We start from the raw sequence: 20,702 nt of genomic DNA, 5'->3' as shown, positions 1-20,702 counted from the left end.
GAAGACGAGGAGAACCCGCACCACCAGAGGACGCCGCCGCGTAGGCGATGGCGCAAGGAGAGATGGAAACAAAAGCCGCTCTGTCGGCCGTCGCAGCCGAACCGAACCCTTCGGGTCAGTATCCTAAAGTCAACGCCCCGGAGCCATCCGCGGGCGCTGTTGTCGTTGCCGAATCGCGCGCTGATTCGGCCGAGCCTCAGCCGGGCGACCTCCGCCTGGTGATCGAGCAGGACGAGGATAGCGGGGCATTTATCTACAAGACCGTGGATCGCCGAACGGGTGAAACCCTGCAGGTCCTGCCGCGGGAAGACGTGCTGAAACTCAAGCACGCCGCCAATTACGATCCAGGCGACGTTTACGACGGCCTGACCTAACGCGCCTGAGTCGCGCGCCTTAACCCTGCGGCGCACCGTCGCGGGGTAAGTGCGTTATGGTTTATTTCCGTTAACCATAACCTTACCTTCTGATCATACGGTTGGCTCCGTGAGGGCTCGTTCGCCGGTAGGCGTGCGAACCAAACCCGGAAAAAATTTCCGATCGGAGGCCGCGAATGTCGCTCAGCGTCAACACCAATCAGCCCGCGCTGATCGCTCTGCAGAACCTGAACAAGACCAATGACGACATGCAGGGTGTCCAAACCCGCATCAATACGGGTCTGACGGTTTCCAGCGCCAAGGACAATGCGGCGGTCTGGTCGATTGCCCAGGAACAGCGCGCGGATATGAACGCGCTTTCGGCCGTCAAGATGAGCCTGGATCGAGCGACGTCCATCGCCGATGTCGCTTTGGCTGCCGGCGAGTCGATCTCGGATCTGCTCAGCCTGATGCGCGAGAAGGTCGTGGCGGCCAAGGACTCGTCGCTGACCACCAAGTCCCGCCAGGCTCTGAATGCCGACTTCCAGGGACTGGTCAAGAATCTCACCCAGGTTCTGTCTAGCGCCAGCTTCGATGGCGCCAACCTTTTGAACGGCAGCCTGAGCGTCGACGTCTCATTCCTGGCCGACGCCGACGCCGGTACAGCGATCACGCTGAACCTGCAGAATCTGTCGCTGGGGGGGACAATCAACACCCTGACCGCCACCGACGACATCCTGGATATCGCCAACGCCACCAACGTCCTGACCCGCCTTGACGCCACCATGGGCGCGGTAAACCAGGCCGTCGGCAATATCGGCACCCAGGCCAAGCAGGTCGAGGCTCACCATAGCTTCGTCTCCCGCCTGTCGGACGTCCTGGAAACCGGTGTGGGCAACCTGGTCGACGCAGATCTGGCCAAGGAAAGCGCCCGCTTGCAGGCCCTGCAGGTGAAGCAACAACTGGGCGCCCAGGCGCTCTCCATCGCCAACTCGGCGCCGCAGATCATTCTGAAGCTCTTCAACGGCTAGCCCTGAGGCGCAGTCTTCGTGTCAGCGCCCTAGTCCATCGGCGGCGCGCAGGGTACGCTTTGAGTAGCTGTCTGGGGGAATTGGCCGGGATGATCGACCTTCGCGATTTACAGGATCAGGATGAGGGCGTGCTGTTTCAGTGGCGCTCGGAACCTGAAGTCGATCGCTGGATGTCGGACGCCGCTTTCCCCAGCCGCGACGCCCATGCCGCCTGGTTTGACGGTCTTCGCAACGATCCCGACATGCGCGGCTGGATGATCACGCGGGCCGGCGTGCCTGCTGGCCTTTTGACCCTTTCTGGCTTGCTGAGCCATCACCGCCGGGCGAGTTGGAACTGGTTTCTCGGCTCTGCCGAGGCCAGAGGCCGCGGCGTCGGCCGCGCCGCCCAGGTGCTGGGGCTTGATCGCGCTTTCGGAGAGCTTTGCCTGCACAAGGTTTTTGCTGAGGTGATGGCCGACAATGACGCCGCGCTGAAGGCTCACGTCGCGACCGGATTTCGGCGCGAAGGCTATCTGCGGGGTCATGTTCTCAAGAACGGAATTGCCCGCGATGTCGTGCTGCTGGGGATCCTGGCCTCGGAGTGGGAGCAGTTGCGCGAAGCGGCGCGTCGCGGCTTGACCGAAGCTCACCTAATCGCTGCGTAACCAAGGGCCTTAACGAGTTTTCAGCGTTACGCGTTCAACTATAGGCGGGGCGTTTCGCGCGCCCCGACAGGACCCGCCGTGATCACCTTCGATACCAGCGCACTGCTCGGCTACTATCAGGCTCGCACGGGCCAGCTGAACGGCGCGTCGGCGACGGCAAGCTCTCCGTCGAAATCCAAGGCCGTTGTCCCAACGGCGCCGTGGATGTCCGGCTCCACCGAGCCCAGCGCCCTGGTCAAGGCCGCCTTGAGCGGCCGAAAGTTCGTCGATGAGGCCGGTAACGCGTCCAGCCTCAAGGGCGCCAGCGGCGATTACAAGAAGCTCTTCGCCACCTATCAGGCGCTCAACACCCTTTCAGCGATCGCGGCGCGGGCAGCCGAAAAGGGTGTCACCGACAGCGAGCTCAAGAGGCTGCAGACCGCCCTGACCAAGGGGCTGTCTGAAGTCACCAGCTACACCCAGAACATGAGCCTGGATCAGGGGCGTCTGACGCCAGGCGCGGTGATGGCCACCGACCGTTCGACCGTGGGCGTGCCCAAGAGCGTCTACAGCTACATCACCGACACGATCTACAGTGGCCAGTCCGACGACGAAGTGCCCAAGTTCCAGGGCAATGTCAGCTTCGACCTGTCCGTCAAGAGGTTCGGCGTCACGACAAACGTGACCATGGACCTGTCGCAAATGGGCGCGACGCCCAGGACGATGTCCAACGTCGTCAGTTTCATGAATGGCAAGCTCAAGGCCGAGGGCTTCGAGACCAGCTTTGCCGTCGAACGCAAGGTCGGTGAGACCCGAACCGTGCAGGTCAACGGTCAGCCGGTGACGCTGCCCGCGACCGGCGACGACTTCGCCCTGCGGGTGAAGGGCGACTCGACCGAGCAGCTGACCTTCACCGCCACGGCTGCGTCGCCTGCCGTCTACATCACGACCGCCGCCGGCAATCCCGATCCGGACAAGGACACCAAGACCGACGACGCGGTCATCGAGAACACCCTGACCAAGTACAGCGCCGCCGGCGGCGGGCAGCCTGGCGGCAAGGTCTTCTCCGAGACCCTGCAAGGCACGATATCCAGCGTTCGCAAGACGGTGTCGGCCTCCGACGGCTCGATCTACATGCTGGCCGATGTCACCAAGGATGTGAACGGGCAGGTGATCAAGGGCGACCAGGACGTCGCGCTTCTCAAATACGATTCGGCCGGCCATCTCCTGTATGCCCGCAGCCTGGGCGCCACAGACTCGGCGAGCGGCCTCAACCTGGCGGTCGCCGACGACGGCAGTGTCGCTGTCGCCGGCTCGGTGACAGGCCGGCTGCAGGGCGCAGTCGATGGGCCGATCAATTCCGACGCCACCTCGGGCAAGACCGACAGCTTCGTCACCCGCTATGACGACAAGGGCGACGAGCAGTGGACGGTGCGGCGCGGCGCCATGCTGGAAGACGAGGCGACCGCTGTCGCTTTCGGCTCTGATGGCATCCTCTATGTCGGCGGACGATCCAAGTCCGACCTGCCGGGTTCAACATCTGCCAGCGGCGGCGAGTACGATTCCTATCTGACGGCCTTCGCCACCGACCTGAACGGAGGCCCCAAGGCGCTGTTCACCCAGAAGTTCGGCACCGCCGAGAATGACTCCGTCTCCGACATCGTCGTGAACGGCTCTCAGGTGGTCGTGGGCGGCAAGGAAAACGGCAACGCCATTCTGCGCAGCTTCACCGTAGCCCCGACCATCGTCACCGAGAACGCCACATCGGTCACGTCTGCGGGCGTGACGGTCACGACGCCGGTGACCTACACCAAGGCCGCCACCCTTTCGCAGGGCGCGGTGCGCGATCTCGGCTCGCTGAAGGGCGGCGAGATGGTCGGGCTGAAGATCGATGGCGGCCAGCTGTACGTGGGCGGCCATACGTCGAATGGCGCGCTGAGCCTTGGCAATACGACGGCCGCGGCATCGGGTGGTTCCGATGGCTTTGTGGGTCGCCTGTCGCTTGATCTGACCGACACCAGCGCCGACACCCTGGCCTATTATGGCGGTACGGGCGACGACACCGTGACCGGAATGGCGGTCTCAAACGGCTCGGCGTGGCTGGTGGGCGCCGCGGGCAAGGATCTCGAAGGGCAGACGACGGTCGGGGAGAAGGATGGCTATGTCGCGCAGATCAACGTCGCCACGGGCGCGGTGTCCTGGTCGCAGCGGCTGACCGGCAAGGACGGCTATGCGGCGCCGACCTCGATCGCGGTCGACCAGGCCGGCTCCAGCAGTCTCGACGCCTTTGGTCTGCCCAAGGGCAAGATGGATTTCAGCCAGTCGGAGCGCCTGGTCTCCGCGACGGCCGCCCGCGCGGGGGATACGTTCCAGATCCGCACCCGGGAGCGCGGCACGCTGACGACGATCACCATCGACGCCAAGGACACGCTGGAAACCCTGGCCGACAAGATCAAGCGCGCTTCGGGTTTCCGGGCAAAGGTCGATATGTCCAGCGACGGCAATGTCCGCAAGCTGAAGATCAGTCCCGCCTATGCGACCTCAACGATCGAGGTCCTGGCGGGGAAGGGCGGCACCGACGTGCTTCAGGCCCTGGGTCTGGCCGCCGGCGTTGTTCGCAACACCAAGGTCGAGAGCGGCAAGACGGTTTCGGCCGATGGCGGTGGCCCGGTGTTTGGCCTGCAACTGCCGCCCGAACTGGATCTGTCGGACGAGGCGGGTCGCAAGAACGCTTCGTCGGTGATCACGCGCTCCATGTCGTCCGTGCGCACCGCCTATCGCGAAATTGCCGACATCGCGATGGGGATCGACAGCAGCGCCGCCGCCACCTCGGGCAAGACCGGAGGCACGGTGCCAGCCTATCTGAAGAACCAGATTTCCAATTATCAGGCTGCCCTGAACCGTTTGACGGGCGGTTAGGGCCTGTGGCGCTTGAAAGCGCCATCATCGCGTCGTAGCCAGTGTTCATGGAACTTCTGAAAGACCGACGCATCGTTCTGGCGGGCGGCGCCGCTCTGGCGCTCCTGGCTGGTCTCGGCATCGCCATCGGGCTGCTGGGCGGCAAGGACAAGCCGACGGAACCGCCTCCTGCCTCCCGCGCCGGCCTGATCGTCGAGACGGGACGAGCCGACGACACCAAGCTGGACCCGGCGCGGCCGCTACGCTGCTTCGTCGGCGGTCAGTTCGTCGGCGAGACCACCCTGGCCGAATGCGCCAAGAAGAATGGCGTCGCCACAGGCGCTCTGGATGTCGGCGTTGACGAGACCGGGGCCCTGGCCGCCGCCGATCAGGCCGGTACGGTTCTGACACCGCTGCCGCCGCCCGCCATCGACGCCCCGCCGCCATCGGCCGTGACGCCAGGACCCGCGCCTTTGCCGGCCGCGACCGCCTCCAGCACACCCCTGGCGGCCTGTTGGCGCTATTCCGGCGCCGAGTGGCGTCGTCTTCCGGGTGACATCACCCTGAACGCCTGCGCCCAGACCCTTTTCGCCGGACGCTGCGAGCGACCGGGCGGGGCCACCTACGGTCGCTGGGGCGAGGAAACCCTGCGGCTGGTTCCTGGCCGTGTTGAAGCGTCGTTCGACAATCGTTCCTTCCACACCGTGATCGACCAGGGACCGAACTGCTCGATCCCGGCCGCCGGCTAAGACGAGTACCGCCATGCGCCGTCCGATCCTGATTGCAGTCGCCGTCGCCGCCGCAGGCCTTGCCCTGACCGCGTGCGAAAAGCAGATCAAGGCCCCCTTCGAGAAGGGCGTCTGCTTCCATGTGGCGACCAACAAGGACAAGACTCTGCGTTTCAATCCCGTGGAGCGCAACGTCCAGTCCATGGAGCAGTGCGCCGGGACCCTCGAAGGGATGCGCATTCGTTTCGTACGCATGGGCAGCCCTAACCGGAACCTCACCGGGGCGTACCAGGGCAGCTTCATCTTCCTGGAAAAGGAAGGGATCTATCTGGGCCAGACCTATGACGGAGCGCGCTTCATGTCGCTGGTTCGTACCGGAGACGGCCGTCTGGCAGTGCCGGGCGCGATCCGCCAGGCGCCGGCGCAATAACGCCATTCGCCCAAAATGCCCACCGTCCACAAGAACGTATTGAGAACAAATTGAGTTGACCGCGGCACTCCATTAACGTCTTGATCGGATTCCGGCGCGCAGGTCGCCGGGCGAGAACAAGGTCGAAACGATGGCGGGCAGCGTCAACAAGGTCATTCTGGTGGGCAACCTCGGGGCCGATCCCGAAATCCGCAGCCTGGGTTCCGGTGACCGCGTCGCCAATCTGCGCATCGCCACCTCGGAAAGCTGGCGCGACCGCACCTCGGGCGAGCGCAAGGAAAAGACCGAATGGCACCGGGTCGTGATCTTCAACGACAATCTGGTGAAGGTGGCCGAGCAGTATCTGCGCAAGGGCTCGACGGTCTATATCGAGGGCGCGATCCAGACCCGCAAATGGACCGACAACACCGGCGCCGAAAAGTATTCCACCGAGATCGTGCTGCAGAAGTTCCGCGGTGAACTGACCATGCTGGGCGGTCGCGGCGACGGCGCAGGCGCCTCGTCGGGCGGTGGCGATGACGGCTACTCCAGCGGTGGCGGTGGCGGTGGCGGTGGCGGCTATGGCGGCGGCGCGCCGCGCAGCCAGCCTAGCGGTCCGCGCGAGAGCTTCTCGGCCGACCTCGACGACGAAATCCCGTTCTAATTGCCCTTTGAGGTATGGTTGTAAACAAGTGGCCGGTTCCCTTTGGAATCGGTCACTTTTTTATTGCATCTGCCCAATTTAGATCGGTCGAATTAGCGTGGGTAAAACCCACCAGGATTGACCGTAAATGGACGGCTCAACGACCATTCGAGTGCTCGTGCTTAAGGGCGGAGAGCGGCTTCCCGTCCTTCTCGATCGCGCTCGACAGCAACCACTGTTCGATCCTCTGGTGTATGCCGTAAGCCGTCTGCGCGGCCGTGCTGCTAACACGCTACAGCTGCACCTCGTCGGCCTTCAGGTCTTGCTCGAATTCTGTTCGGGGCGCCGCATCGACCTTGCCGACCGTGTCCGAACCGGCGAGCTTCTTTCCGTTGCGGAGCTTGACGGACTTGTTTCTTCGACCGAGCGGCATCGTCAGCGCGGCGACCGACAGTCCGTTCCCCGGAGGTTGTCTCGGCAGACAAGTGCGAACCGCCTGCGCGCGATACGAGCCTACCTAGCGTGGCTCACTGCCCGGCGGCTTCACCAGCTATCCTCCGGCGACGTGTTCCCAGAGCGCTATAAGGTTCAGCGGGAGCGGCTGCTTGCAGAGCTGAAGGCTCGGTTGCCGTCCGTGCGGCTAAGTGGCGGGCAACGATCGGGCCTCACGGAAAAGCAGCGCGCCCGGCTATTAGGCGTGATCGAGCCGGCGGGCGCGAGCAACCCGTGGGGCAATTCGGCGTGCCGGGCTCGCAACTTTCTAATCGTCCGGCTGCTCTATGACCTTGGTATTCGTCGCGGCGAACTCCTCGCGCTGCGCTTGGAGGACATCGATGTCCGCCAATGTCGCCTGAGCATTAGGCGGCGCCCCGACAACCCAAAGGATCCGAGACGGCGGCAACCAGTGGCGAAGACCGAGGAGCGAATCCTTGAGATTGGGTCCGATCTGGGCGCGGATCTTTCCCGCTATATTCTTGAATCTCGCAAGGCGTTGCCCGCCGCTCGCAAGCACGGGTTCCTATTTATCGACACCCGATATGGGGCGCCGCTTTCCGCTTCAGGCCTCGATAAAGTCTTTGTCCGGTTTCGCGCCATCGACGGTCTGCCGGCGGATCTTACAAGTCACGTGCTCAGGCACGACTGGAACGACCGCTTCTCAGCCTTGATGGATGCAAAAGGTGTCAAGCCAGGCGATGAACAGCGCCTGCGCATGTACCTTCAAGGTTGGACCTGGACCGGGTCCGCACAGCGATACAACCGTCGCCACATCATCAAACGCTCAAATGAGGCTTTGCTGATGATGCAAGGCCGCGTGGTGAGCGAGGTGGCTGCAAATGAGCGCTAAGCCCAACGCTCATCGCAGCGAGTTGCCTGAGAAGGCCCGGTCATTCGATGACGTGGTGTTTGACCCGCGACAGGACGTGTGGCGATTTCGAAGCGGTTTGCAGATCGTACACATCGATTTCGGAGCTCTTGGCGGATGCTCACCCGAGTTACTATCGGCCTTCCGGCGACTAATGCTTTGGTACGTGCAGAGCCGGTCGGCATCTTTAGCTAACGGGATCTACCAGCGGTTTCTCCACTTTCTGCGATCGCAGGCCACGCAAACCCCAATCGCCGAGATAACCGCTTCGCTCATCCTCGGCTATCGCTCCATGCTTCCAGAGGGGCAACGTTGGTATCTTACAACCCTCGCGGGGGCGTTTAGGCGCTGGTTGCTATTCGATCTGCCGGGCATCCATGTGGACGCCGAACGGCTGCTTAGGCAGCTTAGGCTCCAAGGCAATCGAAAAGGGGAGGCTGTACGGACGGCTTGCCCAATCTCTGGTCCTCTGACCGATATCGAGTTTTCCGCCCTTGTTGGTGCCGTCAACTCGGACTTTCGAGACGGCGCAGGGTCGAGAGAGTCTTACGCACTCGCCATGTTGTGCATGACGCTTGGCCTTCGGCCAGTGCAACTCGCTGCCCTGAAAACCTTAGATCTGCTTCCTGCAGGTGATGATGGCCAGACGATACTCCGCGTCCCTAGGGCTAAGCAGCCAGAACAAGGCAGTCGGGCCACCTTCAAGGAACGTCCGCTTGTGCCGGCTCTGGCGCGGTTGCTTGAGGTGCACGTCGCTGAAGTAGCTGAGCGGTTAAATGGCCAAAGCTGTCCCGCCGGCTTTCCCATGTTTCCAGCTTCGTCGGTTAGTGCTTTGGCGTTCACCCCTGGCCTTGAATGGCATCCCACTGGCTTGGAAATGCATTACCGGGTGCGATCCGCACTTGAGCGAGTAGGGGTTCATTCGGAGCGAACCGGTCTCCCGCTGCGCCTGAACCCGACTCGCTTGCGGCGAACGCTAGGTACTCGCGCTGCTGCAGAAGGTCGTGGGATCATGGTGATTGCGGAGATGCTGGACCATTCAGATCTTCAGAATGCGGGCGTCTACGTCGAAGCGCGTCCCGACATCATCGATCGGCTGGATGAAGCACTCGCAAGGTCTCTAGCGCCGCTGGCGCGGGCGTTTGCTGGAGAGTTCGAAGGCGCTTACTCGATCTCGGACGCGCCAGGAGGGACAATTAGAGATCCACGATTTGGGCATCGCGCGCCACTGGGGCGCTGTGGGTCATCAGCAAACTGCCAACTCGCTGCGCCGGCTGGCTGTTATACTTGCTCGAGCTTTCGTGCGTGGCGAGATGGTCCACACCAAGAAGTGCTCCAGCATCTCTTGGCCGAGCGCCTGCGTCTGAAAGGGCTAGGAAGCGAGCGCGTGGCCGCCGCGAATGATCGCGCCATCCTCGCTGTCACGCAGATCGTGCAGCTTTGCGACGAGATGTCCGATGCCTGATGTCACGCCGCTTATTTCTCGATCTGCGGAAGCTGCCGATCGCAGGATGAAAGCGTTCATCGCGCTGGCTAGGCAGGCTCCCAATCCATTTTCCGACACCAACGATTTCGACGCCGATAATTGGGACGTGACGGCCGTCGTCCAGGGCAGCGGTCTCGGGCGAATGAGGATTACCTTCTCCACCCTTGAATCGGCGAAGACCAAACAACCGTTCTTGATGCGTGGGGATGCGCGGGAGTTCGCCAAGGCGTACCTCGTCCAGCTTCAACAGATCCGTCCCACTACAGGCGTTCATCAGCGTCTTGCGGCTCTCAGATCGCTCGATGCAGCGTTGCGAAGTCACGATTTGCAGATTGCACAGCTAAGGGCGGACGTGATTGATCATGCGGCCCGACTGATTGCGGACCACTATGAAAAGGTCGGTGCGTACCGCATCGGCGCGCAATTGGAGGCGATCTGCGAATTCCTCGCTGAGGAACGTTTGGTCGCCGCGCCTTTCTCATGGCGCAACCCTATCAAACGACCTCGCGACCAGGTGCGGGTGGGGCCGGAGCATGAGGCCAAGCGCGCCAAGCTACTGCCTACGAACGATAGTCTGGAGGCGGTGACACTTGCTTTTCGTCGGGCAACTCATCCCTCAGACCGGCTTGTTGCGGCGACAGCTGCGCTCCTTTGCTGCGCGCCAGGACGTATCGGCGAGGTGTTGCGGATGCGGGAGAATTGCGAGGTTGACGATCACACCGTCGATGGAACGCCTAGCTTCGGAATCAGGTGGTGGACTGAGAAGGGCGTCGATCCCGAAATTCGCTGGATTCCCTCCTCTATGGCTCCGACAGCACGCACGGCGATCTCCATGATCAAGGAAGTTACTGCTGAGGCGCGAAAAATCTCAGCTTGGTACGAGCGAAGTCCGGAAAGCCTCTATCTGCCGCCTCATCTCGAACATCTGCGGGCCCATCCAAGCATCGGATTAGATGAGGCTGACGAACTGCTCGGATGCAACGCACAATCCTGGGGGGCGCGGCGCGGTGTGAGCATTCAACATTCTGCGGCAGGCCAAAGATTCAGCTTCAGTGAGTTCGAAGCCGAAGTCCTTCGCGATCTCCCTAGCCGCTTTCCAGTTGTCGAAGAGGGCACCGGGCTAGTGGCGTCAGAGGCCCTATTCGTTGCTCAGTTCAATGAGTTCCGCACCGACCGCGGGACGTCGCTATGTATGATCGAACCGATCACGCAGAGCCAAATTAGAGATGCCTTGGGTGGACGGACGCAACACGGAATGGCGTCGATGTTTAGCCGGCTTGGCATTGCGAATGAAGATGGGTCTCCCATCAAAATCAGGACCCATGCCTTTCGCCATTGGCTGAATACGCAGGCGCAGCGCCGCGGAGTAGATCCGCTCGACATCGCAAAATGGAGCGGACGAAAATCGGTCTCGCAGAACGCCGCCTACGACCATGTCTCCGCCGACGAACTGCTGGATGACCTGAACGAAGTCGCGGGGGCACCTGCGGAGACGCTTCCAGTTCGGGTCCAGCCCCCCGCGACAAGGGATGATTTCGTTCAGGCCGAAAATGGTGCCGCGCATGTGACGGAGTTTGGCTTTTGTCTCCACGACTTCGCAATGTTGCCCTGTCAGCTCCACAGCGATTGCATGAATTGTGAGGAGCATGTCTGCGTGAAGGGCGATCTCGCCAAGCAGAAGCGCCTAATCGAGTTTCTAGCTAATTCGAAGCGGCTCCTTCTGCTCGCACAAGCGGGAATGGAGGAGGGATATGAAGGCGCTGACCGATGGACCGCGCACCAGGAACGAACCGTGCGGCGCGGCGAGCGAATTGTCGCACTGCTGTCTGATCCCAGTGTTCCTGATGGAGCCTTGGTCGGCGACCATGGTGTCACCGTCCCTAGCGGTGATGAGATGGGGGCGAACTCGCACAAATCGTTGCCACCGCAATGAAGAGGCGCGCGCCGAACCTAACCCCGGAGGACGTTAAGATCGTTCTTGGGATCATCGATGGCTGGGCGGCGCCGCCACTAACTTGGAACGCGTTGATCTGGCGAATTGCCAGCGTGCTTCACGTCACCTACGTCCGTCAGGCCCTTCATCGCTATCCCGATCTTGCTCGCGCCTTTAGTCGCCGCAGGGAGGAGTTAGCCGCAGCTCCGCTTCCCCGCCGAGCTACGGGTGAGTTGATGATCGCTCTTGAGCGGATTGAGCGTCTGGAAGCGGAAAATAGGCGTCTCGGCGATCAAAATGACGCGCTTCTCGAACGGTTCGTGACCTGGGCGTACAATGCTAGTCTCTTTGGTTTGGACGAACGGAAGCTTGATCAGGCTATCCCGCCAGCTGCTCGCAATTAAGCGGCAACCCGTATTTCAAAATCAGCCAAGGCTGTGGTTCAACACCTCGCCTGCGATGTATGAACGAAGGCGGTCTGTGACGGCCGACTGCCAGACAAGGTCACATCCAGTCGGCAGGGTGCCACCTCGCGCTCCATTACACTTGCGGTGTTTCAAGAGACCGTTCGCGAGGGTCCGCCAACCGCCTAGGCGCTTCGGATCCACATGGTCGAAAGTCGGGTAGTTAGGCCCATCGTGTGGCTTCTTCCCATGACGACTAACCGGACGTGCGCATCCGGCGCACAATCCTCCTTGCGCCCAATGCAGCATTTGGCGTTGGCGTCTATATCGTTGCTTTTGGTCGCTCACGGAGGTCTCGGCAAGCTCGCAGTGTGTAGTTCTGAAGAAAATATCGCTGTTCTATATTAGGAGCCGCTCCTTGCTCGTTTGATCTCGATCTCAAAGTCCGCGAAGTCTTCGGTCAATAAGTCTCCTATATAGTCGACGAGTGCGGCCATAATTTTCTTGGAAATGCGTGCGTGATCTGAAGCGGCCCGACGCGTCTCGACCATAGCAGTCATCGTGTGATTGAAAATCGCGATCTGGACATCGAGCCGAGCCTGCATTCCGTCGCCGGCGATCGCATCGACCACTGCGTCGATGAGCGCAGGAACCTCGATAGTGGGGACGGCTTTGGCCATTCCGTAATTTCCGCTGCACACAAGCAGTGTGAAAATCACACTGATCATGTGTAGAGCGACGCGGCGATCCCCGCAACGTTCCACAAGTGGCCGATGCGGATCTTCAAAAATTTGGGCGAACAATACGCCTTCTCAGGCTCGCTGCCGAGCTGAGCCAGGAAGAGCTCGCTGATCGTGCTGGACTGCACCGCAACTACATCGGCGGGATCGAGCGTGGCGAGCGAAATGCGGGGCTCAAATCCGTTTACGCTCTCGCGCGAGGTTTGAACTGCCGGCCTCGTGATTTATTTGACGCTTAGGCGCGCCGAGTTCGTCACCGTCACATCTGACTCATCGCGGACGTTGAGAAGGTCGGCTTTCTGGCCAAGGTCGACATCGTCATCGTCTTGAGCACCGGCCACGCCGGCTGGGCGCGCTCTCTAGGTGGCCCTGGCCCGTCTGCAGGAGGCCGCCCGCGCCCCCACCTGGCGCATCATCGCCGAACGCCCGCCATGACCCGCACCTGACCCCCAAGCGGATCGCCGCCTTCGAGCGATTTTATAAGCGGGCCTGAGCGCGGCCTAGACCACCTAGAACGGCAGGTTGTCGAAGGCGTCGTGGGCATAGTGCGACCGCCGCACCGCCCGGCCCGGGGCATCGTAATCGGTCGCCTCGATCCGCTGGACCACGAGGCTGTCGGGCACGAACCGCAGCGTCACCGGGCGAGGATCATCCAGGTCCGCCTCCAACGCCGCGACCTCCTCCGGCGCGGGAGGGTCGGCTTGCGCAACCGTGTCCCCGCCTTTGGGCGCCCGCTCCACCTCGCGGATGGTGATGCTGTCGTCACCGTCGTGCTCGTCCTCGTCCCACCAGCCCAGGTCCACCTCGGTGTCGACATTGGACCGGTCGATGAACGCGACACGGGCGGCGCGGTTGAACAGCACCAGGTTGCGCTTGGCGCCGCCGGCCTGGGTCGAGCGATAGAACAAGCCGTCAAACCCCAGGCGCTGGGCGATGTAGTCGGCCACGATCTGGGTGGGCAGATAGCCGAAGGCCTCGTCGCGCGGCATCACCGGCTGAGAGATCTCCGCGCCGAAGGTGCGCAGGAACGCCACCCGGTCGCAGCGTCGGATATAGTCCGGGTCAAAGATGCTGCCCTCGACTTTGATGGCCCCGAGCAGGTCGAAATCAAGCATCCGGACGGGTCGCAGCAGCTGGAACTGTGCGAAGACGGCATGGGCGCCCACTGGCGGCCGGATCTCGGCCCGGCAGGTGGCCAGCTCCTCTGCGCCATAAAACACCGACACGCCCGCCGCGTTCATCCGACCCGACGAGGCCATGCCGCGCGGCGGCGGCCCCAGCGCTCGATCCGGACGGGCCAGAAAGGCCTGTAGGTCCGCCTCGTCGAAGGCCACCCGGCCCCGCGTCAGGGTCGCCTCGGGCTCCTCGGGAAACACCGTCCGCGCCACCAATTGGCCACGCCAATCGGCATGGGTTTCGATGTCGGCGAAGATCTCGTCCAGCCACTGCTCGGCCTGGCGGTTGAAGAACCGCGCCTCGCCCCGGACGCTAGCCTTGAAGTCCCGCCAACGGCCCTGATGGGGACGACGGTCCAGTGGGGCCTCCTCGAAGGTGGCCTCGAAAACATTCTCCTCGCCGCCATGGGCGGCCTCATAGGCGCGCTCGGACGACAGCATTTCCTGAATGGCCTCGCCGACCGCCGGGCTGACCCCGGCCGTCTCCGACACCAGCGCCGCGTAGCCGACGCCCTCGTCGGTGCGGTCGACCACGTAGTTTTCGGAGATGGCCATGTCGATCTTGTCGGCCAGGTCGCGCAGGGGAAGGCCCAACCGGCGCCGGCCGCAATCGACGCAGAGGCGACGCTGACCCTCTGCCTTGACCGCTTCGGCCAGGGACGGGTCGGAGACGCAATGGTGGCAAAGGGCGGCAGCGGGCTTCATGGTGCCACCCTAGGGTGGGCGGCCAGCCGCGTCACGATGCCTAACGTCCAGTGCGACCGACTCGATTTCAGGCGGCCCCGGCGGTCCTGATACGCAAGTCTTGTCCGAGGAACCCGGTATGGTGGTACTCTGGCGCATTCTGCCCTGGGAGGGCGCGCGGGGCGTTCGATGCATATCTCGGAGATCTATGCGAGCGGCTTTCGGTGCTTTTCGGCCGAGAGCCCGCTTCGCCTGGCGCTGTCGGCGGGGCTCAACATCCTGGTCGGGCCCAACGACGCGGGCAAGAGCGCCATCATCGACGCGGCCCGATACGTCATCTGGACGCGCGGCGACGACTACATTCGGCCCGACCTGCACGACTTCCACGTCGACGCTTCCGGCGTGCGGACCTGCGACTTCGTCGTGCGCTGTACCTTCGACTGCCTGAGCCCCGAGGAGGAATCGCGGTTCTTGGAGTGGTGCGTCAATGACGGCGGCCGGCTTCGCCTGCACGTGTGCCTGCGCGCCTCGGTGCGCGCGTCGCCGGGTGGGGGCAGCGTAGTGACCAGCCAACATCGGGCCGGGGCTGAAGGGGAGGGGCTGCCGCTCGACGGCGAACTCCGCGAATATCTGAAGGCGACCTATCTGAAGCCCCTGCGCGACGCCGAGCGCGAGCTTCGGGCCGGACGGCGCTCGCGCCTGTCGCGGATCCTTGGGGCGATGCCGGCCATGGGCCCCCAGGCCCGGCCAGGTTCGAACCCCGCCAAGCCGACACTCCATGACACCCTGGCCGCAGCCGACCGGAACGTGCGCGGCAATGCGGCCATCGACGAGGTCAAGACCAGCGTCAACACCGACTTCCTCAGCCAGCTGTCCTTCGCCGATGATCCGCTGGTGGCGACCCTCGACCTAGGCGCCGGGGGAAGCTTCGACCAGATCCTGGAGCGTTTCGAGCTCTATCTGAATCCCTCCCGAGGCGGCGAGCGGGTGCTGCGGGGCTTAGGCTACAACAACCTGCTGTTCATGGCCGCCGAGCTCCTGCTGCTGCAGTCGCATCCCGACCAAGTGCCGTTCCTGCTGATCGAGGAACCGGAGGCCCACCTTCATCCCCAGCACCAGACGCTGTTTATGGATGTCCTTTCCGCGCGCGCGGCGCCGCCCAAGGACCAGGAGCAACGCCAGCAGGTGCAGATCCTGCTGACCACGCACAGCCCGCAGCTGGCGGCGGGGGCGGACCTGGAGACGATGACCATGATCATCGGCCACCGGGCGTTTCCCCTCGGCGCGGCCCACACCCGTCTGGAGGTCGACGACTACGAGTTCCTCCGCCGCTTCCTGGACGCCACCAAGGCCAACCTGTTCTTCGCCAGGGCTCTGATCGTCGTGGAAGGCGACGGTGAGAACCTGCTGCTGCCGGCCCTCGCTGAAAAACTGGGCCGGCCGCTCAGCCGTCACGGCGTCTCGATCGTCAAGGTCGGCCATCGGGGCCTATTCCGCTACAGCCGCATCCTGCAGCGCAAGGCGGGACCGGCAGTCGGCGTTCCCGTAGCCCTGATCCCCGACTGGGACATTCCGCCGCCTGAGGCCAAGGTTCTGGTCAAACCGCGCCTGACGCTGGACGAGTTGGAGGAGGAGGACCTGACCGCTCACATGGCGACCTTGACCCGCGACGAGGGCGGCGGCGTCAAGGCGTTCATCGCCGAAGCCTGGACGCTGGAGTTCGATCTGGCGCTGCAGCCGGCCCTGGCTGCCGACGTTCACCTGGCCGTGCAGCAGGCCAAGACCACCAGCCGAAACCCTGCCTGGCTGGAGAAGATCCGTCTAGAGGCCGCCCAGGCCTATGCCGACTGGAAGCGCCAGGGTCTCTCGGACGTCGAGATCGCGGTCAACATCTTCCGCCCCGTGCACGACAAGGCCGCCTCCAAGGCCGAGGTCGCCGAACAGCTGGCCGCGATCCTACGCGCCCGGACCGAGACGCCTGCGGCCATGCGGGCTATCTTTCCGCCCTATCTGGTGGCCGCCCTCGACCACGTGACCGGCGGCGCGCCGGGTCCGGCAGGCGGCTGAACATGCTTGAGATCGCGCCGATCACTCCAGAGCTCCTGGCCGCCCTCGGCGAGGAGCTTGGCGGCTGCGACTTTGGCCACACCAGCCACGCTGACTTCCTGGGCTGCATGACGACCTGCGATGTCCAGGCCGCGCCGGGCAACGGTAAGACGACCCTTCTGGCTGCCAAGCTGGCCCTGCTGTCCAGGACCTGGGTCGACCGCCGCCAGGGGGTGTGCGTGATCTCCCACACCAACGCCGCGCGCTCGGAGGTCGAGGAGCTGATCGCCGGGCACCCGGGCGCGGCGCGGCTGATGGCCTATCCCCATTTCACCGGGACGGTCACCACGTTCATCAACCAGTACCTGGCCCTGCCTTACCTGCGCGGCCTAGGCTGGCCGATCCGGCAGATCGACGACGACGTCTTCGAGGCCGAAGCGCTTCGGTGCTACGCCAGCTGGCAGGCGCTGGACTGGCACGCCAACAAGTCCCAGCGGCCAGCCAAGGCCACGGTCGAAGCCTGGGTCAGCGGGCTGGAGCTGGCGAGCGACTTCGTCGACGTAGGGCCCGCGCCCCAGTCCCTGGCCGTTCGCCGGATCAAGGGGCAGCACGGTGCCGACACCGGGTGCGGTAAGGCGCTGTCCCAGCTTAAGGCCGCGATGGTCCGGCGCGGGCTCTATCGATATGGCGATATGACCGCCCTGGCCTGGCGGGCGCTGGAGACCACGCCGGGCCTCGCCGATCGGCTCAAGGCGCGGTTCCCGTTGGTGATCCTCGACGAGGCCCAGGATACCAACGGCCGGCAGATGCAGCTACTCGAGCACCTCTTCAGAGACGGGGGCGCCTTCCAGCGTCTGGGCGACAGCAACCAAACCCTCTACGAGGACCCGGCCCTGGGAGCGAGCGACTACTGGACGCCGGGGGCGGCCTCCATCCCGCTGGACTCCAGCCGCCGGTTCGGGGGCGAGATCGCCAGCTTCGCCAGCCGTCTGACCGCCCGCAAGGCCCAGACCATCGTCGGCGACCCCGCCCGCGTTTCCAGCCGTGTCCTCTTGGTGTTCGATCAGGCCACGATCGGTGGCGTGATCGGCGCTTTCGCCGGCGAGGCGCGCGGTCATTTCGGCGAGACGGCCCGGGCCAAGACCCTCTGGGCGGTGGCCTCGCGCCACAACATCCCCGGGCGAGGAAAGGGGCCTTGGTCGGTGAAGAGCCTTGTCGACTATCATCCCGCCTACCGCGCCGAGGGCAGCGCCCGGCTGACCGCCGACCGCTTCTGCCGACAGATGCAGAAGGCCGCGCTCCATCACGCGGCCAGGCGCGCTCCGGTCGAGGTCGGACAGATGCTGGCGACCGCCATGGCCACGCTGTGCGGCCTCTATGGTCTGAAGGCCGCAGGGGAAAAGATCGTCACCGCCCACAATGTGTGGACGGCGCTCTCCAGCCAAGACGCGACCCTGCCACGCAAGATCCGCAGGCTTCTGCGCGACCAGGTCCTGGCCGGTGAGGCTCCATGGTCCGAGGCAGGATGGCAGGGCTTCGTGCAGGCGTTGCTGGCGCTGCTGGGGCCCGCCGACGCGTCGGTGCAGGCCCATTGCGTCTATGTCGAGGGCCAGGACCTCGACGACGCCAAGGCCCCGCAGGCGAGCAAAAAGGAGGTCCGCTTCGAGGACCTGATCGTGCGGCTGGGCTCGATCCATTCAGTCAAGGGCAAAACCGTCGACGGCATCCTAGTGGTGGAAAGCCAGATCTGGCGGGGTCCGGCGGCCAAGGACCAGTGCATGGACCTCGAGACGGTGCTGCCGCACGCCTTCAGCCTGACCAATGAGGTCTTTGACGGCGTGGCTCTGACGGCGGCGACCAACGTCTTCGTGGCCGTGACGCGTCCACGGGAGCTCCTGGGCCTGGCGATCCGCGCTGAGGTCGCCACCCAGGCCCTGCGCGCGGCCGCCGTGGCGCAGGGCTGGAAGCTGGTCGATCTTTCGGCGGCACCCGCCGCGCCATCGGCGGCCTGAACGACCGTCGCCATCCACGTCGAGGATTCGTCACGTGACCCATAGCCGCGGGGCGCAACAAAGCCGACGGGCTTTAACCGATGTGATCGACCTGTCCTGGGAAGTTGACCTTTCGACCCGCTAGAAGGTTGCGGACCATGTTGTCGGCGGCGATCCGGTAGAACTCGGCAACATGGAAGCTGATTCCGTCGCCGAGGCCTTGCTGGTGCTCTCTGACGATGTCGACCATCGCAATGGCGAGATCAACGACCTCTGTCTCATTGAGCGGATAGTCGCTGTAGATTCTACGCGGGTCAGCGAAATAGGGCGCGTCCAAGTGGGCGAAGAACTTGTCACGGCGGCCCATGATGTTGTCGATCACCGCCCGGCGTTTCTCCAGCGATGCACGCTGGGCGTCGAGCAAGGCATCGGTGATCTGGCCATCTCGCCATTGGATCCGCGCGCGGTTTCCCTGACAGAAGTCGAGGAACTTGAAAAGGCTCCGCTTGCTCCGCGACGGGGGCTCTAGCAGTCGAGCGATCGACAGATGCAGATCGACCTCGAGCGACTTATGGAAGGCGTAGACGAGGGGGTCGATCCGCCAGAGGTCGTCGCCATAGCGTTCGTATTGCTGGAGGATTTCGGAATAGATCGCCAGCGTGGCGGCCAGGGCCGGCGGTTCGTTGCCGTGGATCAGGCCAGCGTAGCCCGAGAGCCGGCGTTCGTAGTCCGCCTGTACTTCGTCCGACATTTCCTGGCTCATCCTCAGTCCCGCATCATTTTTGAAGCACCCCCATGGCCTGATGGTGACCCGTTGCTGGCGCGGCGACTGCGAGACCCGTGCCGCCTTGCGCGTTGACGCGTTTGGAGCCGATCGCATGGACCGACAGGATAGAAGGCCGCCGCCGCCGGCGCCAGCGGCGGCCTTTCCCTACGCGACCGCGATCTCTGCGGCCATAAGATCGACGGTGCGTACGAAGGCACCCGGCGAGGTCGCCGCTGCCTTCAGGTCATCAGCCCATTCAGGCCGTTTGGCCGTCCAGGCCAAGAACTTCGACATGTTCAAGCGAAGCGTCCCACCAAGATATTGAGCGGAGATCTTCGCGGGCACTGAGTCCAAAATCACGGCAGCGTTCGCGGGATGGATGGTCGAAAACAGGTTTACCGCCCGCGAGAACTTGGCCATTTCGCCACGCTTCGCGAGATCAGACAGCATCTCAAGAGCAGCCCCGGAAGGCTGCCTATAGGCCATGGAGCCTTGTTCGGTGATGGCGTCTGCAACGCGCAGCGCATCTGAAACGCCAATGGCGGCGAGAGCGTCATGGATCGCGTTGGCCGCTTCTCGATCATGGGCTCCACCCTCCGCCCAGTGCTCGGCCAAGCTGGTGCGTGACCGGATGACCTCCTCGAAAAGGTTCATATCGGCGGGGGGCAGCACCCGCATCTCTCGCCCGTCGAAGTCGAGGATGCCGGCTTCGGTGAGCGTCGCCAGCTCCTCGCCGAAACGGGGATGATCTGCGTCTTGGTGGTAGAGCGACTTGAGGTCGCCCTTGAACACTAGCGCCAGCGAGTCAGGCTCAAGGAGAGGGTAGGGGCGCTTTCCGCCGTGAATATTCAGCAGCAGCCCGACCACCAGATTCGCGCGCAGCCGTTGGCCCGAGCCTGACCCCAGCCGGAGGAGGCCGGTGCCAACGCGGTGAAGCTTCGTCGACGCCATCAGGTAAGGGAAGACATCACGGTACCAGCGGCGCGGGACATCGGGATCGATGACCTCCTCGGCCGGCTCGCGGTCCAACCAGGATTGAACTGGCGGCGCGAAGGGCGCCGGAACAGCGTCCAAAAGGCGCTGGCGAAACCGATCTGGTTGAACGAGCTGCGGCGTCGTACCGATCGACCGGTCAAGGTCGAACCAGTCGCGGTAGCCGCCAGCAACAGCCGTGACATCTTGGCATTTTTTGAGGGGGTAGATAAGGCCGCTCTCATCAGCGACCCGCTTCAGGGATTTGGCGAACTTCTTGGCGCCATCAATTGTGGAATACATGCGCAGATCCTTCTTCTGGCCTGATCGGAAACGCGCTGCTCGGTTCTGGCGGCCGGAATTGGGGTTCGGGCGCTAGATGGACATAACTCGTTGAGCCAGGAGCTCTTCGCCAAGGCAGCGGCCACGCCGACGATTACGGCGCTTACCCTTACAG

Annotated in this window: 18 protein-coding genes; 14 read left to right on the top strand and 4 right to left on the bottom strand. The window is 63.6% G+C overall.

The features are described from left to right. Positions 1–62 precede the first annotated feature (62 nt). The 11 genes from ACW17Z_RS01730 to ACW17Z_RS01680 all read left to right on the top strand — a co-directional run bounded on the left by ACW17Z_RS01730 (position 63) and on the right by ACW17Z_RS01680 (position 11,871). A complete protein-coding gene (locus ACW17Z_RS01730) occupies positions 63–374 on the top strand; it encodes a hypothetical protein (protein WP_419317039.1) in 312 nt (103 codons plus the stop codon). 176 nt (positions 375–550) lie between these two features. Further along, on the top strand, positions 551–1,384 hold the full coding sequence (locus ACW17Z_RS01725) for a flagellin (protein ID WP_419317037.1): 834 nt from the start codon (positions 551–553) through the stop codon (positions 1,382–1,384). 89 nt (positions 1,385–1,473) lie between these two features. Further along, the gene (gene pseH / locus ACW17Z_RS01720; RefSeq protein WP_492057357.1) at positions 1,474–2,028 is read left to right on the top strand and encodes a UDP-4-amino-4,6-dideoxy-N-acetyl-beta-L-altrosamine N-acetyltransferase; all 555 of its coding nucleotides are present in this window, start codon (positions 1,474–1,476) and stop codon (positions 2,026–2,028) included. Between the two features lie 78 nt (positions 2,029–2,106). Beyond that, positions 2,107–4,926, top strand: coding sequence for a hypothetical protein (locus ACW17Z_RS01715; protein WP_492057356.1), 2,820 nt, complete (start codon positions 2,107–2,109; stop codon positions 4,924–4,926). 47 nt (positions 4,927–4,973) lie between these two features. Further along, positions 4,974–5,654, top strand: coding sequence for a hypothetical protein (locus tag ACW17Z_RS01710; RefSeq protein ID WP_492057355.1), 681 nt, complete (start codon positions 4,974–4,976; stop codon positions 5,652–5,654). 13 nt (positions 5,655–5,667) lie between these two features. Beyond that, positions 5,668–6,063 carry a hypothetical protein gene (locus tag ACW17Z_RS01705; RefSeq protein WP_492057354.1) on the top strand — a complete coding sequence of 132 codons (396 nt, stop codon included), beginning with the start codon at positions 5,668–5,670 and terminating at the stop codon, positions 6,061–6,063. Between the two features lie 130 nt (positions 6,064–6,193). Next, entirely contained in the window at positions 6,194–6,706 is a 513-nt protein-coding gene (gene ssb / locus ACW17Z_RS01700; RefSeq protein WP_492057353.1) for a single-stranded DNA-binding protein, read from the top strand. Between the two features lie 127 nt (positions 6,707–6,833). Next, positions 6,834–8,030, top strand: a complete 1,197-nt coding sequence (locus tag ACW17Z_RS01695; RefSeq protein WP_492057352.1) for a tyrosine-type recombinase/integrase — start codon at positions 6,834–6,836, stop codon at positions 8,028–8,030. Continuing rightward, a complete protein-coding gene (locus ACW17Z_RS01690) occupies positions 8,020–9,513 on the top strand; it encodes a site-specific integrase (RefSeq protein WP_492057351.1) in 1,494 nt (497 codons plus the stop codon). The genes ACW17Z_RS01695 and ACW17Z_RS01690 overlap by 11 nt, the downstream gene beginning before the upstream one ends. Continuing rightward, entirely contained in the window at positions 9,506–11,467 is a 1,962-nt protein-coding gene (locus tag ACW17Z_RS01685; protein ID WP_492057350.1) for a hypothetical protein, read from the top strand. Before ACW17Z_RS01690 ends, ACW17Z_RS01685 begins: the two co-directional genes overlap by 8 nt. After that, positions 11,464–11,871 carry a hypothetical protein gene (locus ACW17Z_RS01680; RefSeq protein ID WP_492057349.1) on the top strand — a complete coding sequence of 136 codons (408 nt, stop codon included), beginning with the start codon at positions 11,464–11,466 and terminating at the stop codon, positions 11,869–11,871. Before ACW17Z_RS01685 ends, ACW17Z_RS01680 begins: the two co-directional genes overlap by 4 nt. Before the next feature lie 404 nt (positions 11,872–12,275). Here ACW17Z_RS01680 and ACW17Z_RS01675 read toward each other — a convergent pair whose 3' ends face one another. After that, on the bottom strand, positions 12,276–12,551 hold the full coding sequence (locus ACW17Z_RS01675) for a hypothetical protein (protein WP_492057348.1): 276 nt from the start codon (positions 12,549–12,551) through the stop codon (positions 12,276–12,278). Positions 12,552–12,637: 86 nt separating this feature from the next. On the opposite strand from ACW17Z_RS01675, the gene ACW17Z_RS01670 reads away from it, so the two are divergent. Continuing rightward, positions 12,638–12,850 carry a helix-turn-helix transcriptional regulator gene (locus ACW17Z_RS01670; protein WP_492057347.1) on the top strand — a complete coding sequence of 71 codons (213 nt, stop codon included), beginning with the start codon at positions 12,638–12,640 and terminating at the stop codon, positions 12,848–12,850. A gap of 270 nt (positions 12,851–13,120) precedes the next feature. Here the strand turns inward: ACW17Z_RS01670 and ACW17Z_RS01665 are convergent, their stop codons facing one another. After that, positions 13,121–14,491: an RES family NAD+ phosphorylase gene (locus tag ACW17Z_RS01665; RefSeq protein ID WP_492057345.1), complete on the bottom strand. Its 1,371-nt coding sequence runs from the start codon at positions 14,489–14,491 to the stop codon at positions 13,121–13,123. Positions 14,492–14,659: 168 nt separating this feature from the next. Between ACW17Z_RS01665 and ACW17Z_RS01660 the strand changes: the two genes are divergently transcribed. Beyond that, positions 14,660–16,537: an ATP-dependent nuclease gene (locus tag ACW17Z_RS01660; RefSeq protein WP_492057344.1), complete on the top strand. Its 1,878-nt coding sequence runs from the start codon at positions 14,660–14,662 to the stop codon at positions 16,535–16,537. 2 nt (positions 16,538–16,539) lie between these two features. Continuing rightward, complete coding sequence (locus ACW17Z_RS01655; RefSeq protein WP_492057343.1) at positions 16,540–18,528, top strand: UvrD-helicase domain-containing protein; 1,989 nt, start codon at positions 16,540–16,542, stop codon at positions 18,526–18,528. Between the two features lie 73 nt (positions 18,529–18,601). On the opposite strand, the gene ACW17Z_RS01650 is transcribed toward ACW17Z_RS01655, so the two are convergent. Continuing rightward, complete coding sequence (locus ACW17Z_RS01650; protein WP_492057342.1) at positions 18,602–19,270, bottom strand: AbiU2 domain-containing protein; 669 nt, start codon at positions 19,268–19,270, stop codon at positions 18,602–18,604. Positions 19,271–19,438: 168 nt separating this feature from the next. Next, on the bottom strand, positions 19,439–20,548 hold the full coding sequence (locus tag ACW17Z_RS01645) for a hypothetical protein (protein ID WP_492057341.1): 1,110 nt from the start codon (positions 20,546–20,548) through the stop codon (positions 19,439–19,441). Positions 20,549–20,702: the final 154 nt, after the last annotated feature.

It is taken from the genome of Caulobacter sp. GSs2, assembly GCF_058680895.1.
Note: the sequence above shows the minus strand (reverse complement) of the source record. Positions and strands in the feature narration are given on the sequence as shown.